Raw genomic sequence first — 1,353 nt, 5'->3', positions numbered from 1 at the left:
GGAGCGGACTGATACTAATCGATCGAGGACTTAACCAAAAAGAAAAAAGCACGTAAACTCGTAGAGTTTTGATTCTTCGATCCAGTTTTGAGTGAGCAACACTTACTCAATTGAATAGTGTGGTGGCGATAGCAAGAAGGATACACCTGTAACCATGCCGAACACAGAAGTTAAGCTTCTTAGCGCCGATTGTAGTGAAGGGTTTCCCTTTGTGAGAGTAGGACGTCGCCACGCGTTTTTTTTACCTTATGGGGGTTTAGCTCAGCTGGGAGAGCATCTGCCTTACAAGCAGAGGGTCAGCGGTTCGATCCCGTTAACCCCCATATGAGTCGTTAGCTCAGTTGGTAGAGCATCTGACTTTTAATCAGAGGGTCACAGGTTCGAGCCCTGTACGACTCATAGTAATAACCTATGCGGGTGTGGCGGAATTGGCAGACGCACTAGATTTAGGATCTAGCGCCTTCGGGCGTGGGGGTTCAAGTCCCTTCACCCGCACTTCATTGCCGGCTTAGCTCAGTTGGTAGAGCATCTGATTTGTAATCAGAGGGTCGAGGGTTCAAGTCCTTTAGCCGGCATCAGGAATATGCGGAAATAGCTCAGTGGTAGAGCACCACCTTGCCAAGGTGGGGGTCGCGGGTTCGAACCCCGTTTTCCGCTTTGCCTTAGCAATTTTCAGCCGGGGTGGCGGAACTGGCAGACGCACAGGACTTAAAATCCTGCGGTGAGTGATCACCGTACCGGTTCGATTCCGGTCCTCGGCATTTCATAATATGCGCCCATAGCTCAATTGGATAGAGTGTTTGACTACGGATCAAAAGGTTAGGGGTTCGACTCCTCTTGGGCGCGCTTTTTAATAACGGGAAGTAGCTCAGCTTGGTAGAGCACTTGGTTTGGGACCAAGGGGTCGCAGGTTCGAATCCTGTCTTCCCGATACTTTTTCAAAAGGGGCCTTAGCTCAGCTGGGAGAGCGCCTGCTTTGCACGCAGGAGGTCAGCGGTTCGATCCCGCTAGGCTCCATATCATTTGAATAAATGATTCTTTTTTACGCGGTGTAGCTCAGCTGGCTAGAGCGTCCGGTTCATACCCGGGAGGTCGGGGGTTCGATTCCCTCCGCCGCGATTTTTAAGAGCCTGGACCTTTAGCTCAGTTGGTTAGAGCAGACGGCTCATAACCGTCCGGTCGTAGGTTCGAGTCCTACAAGGTCCATTGTGGCATTGTATCTGTTTTATTATGGAGGATTACCCAAGTCCGGCTGAAGGGAACGGTCTTGAAAACCGTCAGGCGGGTAAAACCGTGCAAGGGTTCGAATCCCTTATCCTCCTTAACTGTCTCTTTTGTTGCGAGCAAAAGAAT

General features: G+C 50.6%; 12 tRNA genes and 1 rRNA gene. All 13 read left to right on the top strand.

Annotated elements, in window-relative coordinates:
- Positions 1–118 precede the first annotated feature (118 nt).
- The 13 genes from rrf to A5878_RS15590 all read left to right on the top strand — a co-directional run bounded on the left by rrf (position 119) and on the right by A5878_RS15590 (position 1,322).
- Positions 119–234 (top strand): 5S ribosomal RNA (gene rrf, locus A5878_RS15650).
- 16 nt (positions 235–250) lie between these two features.
- Positions 251–323: transfer RNA gene (locus A5878_RS15645), tRNA-Val, on the top strand.
- Between the two features lie 3 nt (positions 324–326).
- Positions 327–399: transfer RNA gene (locus A5878_RS15640), tRNA-Lys, on the top strand.
- Between the two features lie 14 nt (positions 400–413).
- A tRNA-Leu gene (locus A5878_RS15635) sits at positions 414–495 on the top strand.
- Positions 496–502: 7 nt separating this feature from the next.
- Positions 503–575, top strand: a tRNA-Thr gene (locus A5878_RS15630).
- Positions 576–585: 10 nt separating this feature from the next.
- Positions 586–657: transfer RNA gene (locus A5878_RS15625), tRNA-Gly, on the top strand.
- An 18-nt stretch (positions 658–675) separates the two neighbouring features.
- Positions 676–761 (top strand) — tRNA-Leu (locus A5878_RS15620).
- 11 nt (positions 762–772) lie between these two features.
- Positions 773–846: transfer RNA gene (locus A5878_RS15615), tRNA-Arg, on the top strand.
- Positions 847–857: 11 nt separating this feature from the next.
- Positions 858–931, top strand: a tRNA-Pro gene (locus A5878_RS15610).
- Positions 932–944: 13 nt separating this feature from the next.
- Positions 945–1,017: transfer RNA gene (locus A5878_RS15605), tRNA-Ala, on the top strand.
- A gap of 28 nt (positions 1,018–1,045) precedes the next feature.
- Positions 1,046–1,119: transfer RNA gene (locus A5878_RS15600), tRNA-Met, on the top strand.
- Positions 1,120–1,132: 13 nt separating this feature from the next.
- Positions 1,133–1,206 (top strand) — tRNA-Ile (locus A5878_RS15595).
- 26 nt (positions 1,207–1,232) lie between these two features.
- Positions 1,233–1,322 (top strand) — tRNA-Ser (locus A5878_RS15590).
- Positions 1,323–1,353 lie beyond the last annotated feature (31 nt).

The organism is Enterococcus sp. 3G6_DIV0642 (genome assembly GCF_002140635.1).
Classification (GTDB): Bacteria; Bacillota; Bacilli; order Lactobacillales; family Enterococcaceae; genus Enterococcus_D; species Enterococcus_D casseliflavus.
This window is presented reverse-complemented; position numbering and strand designations above follow the sequence as displayed.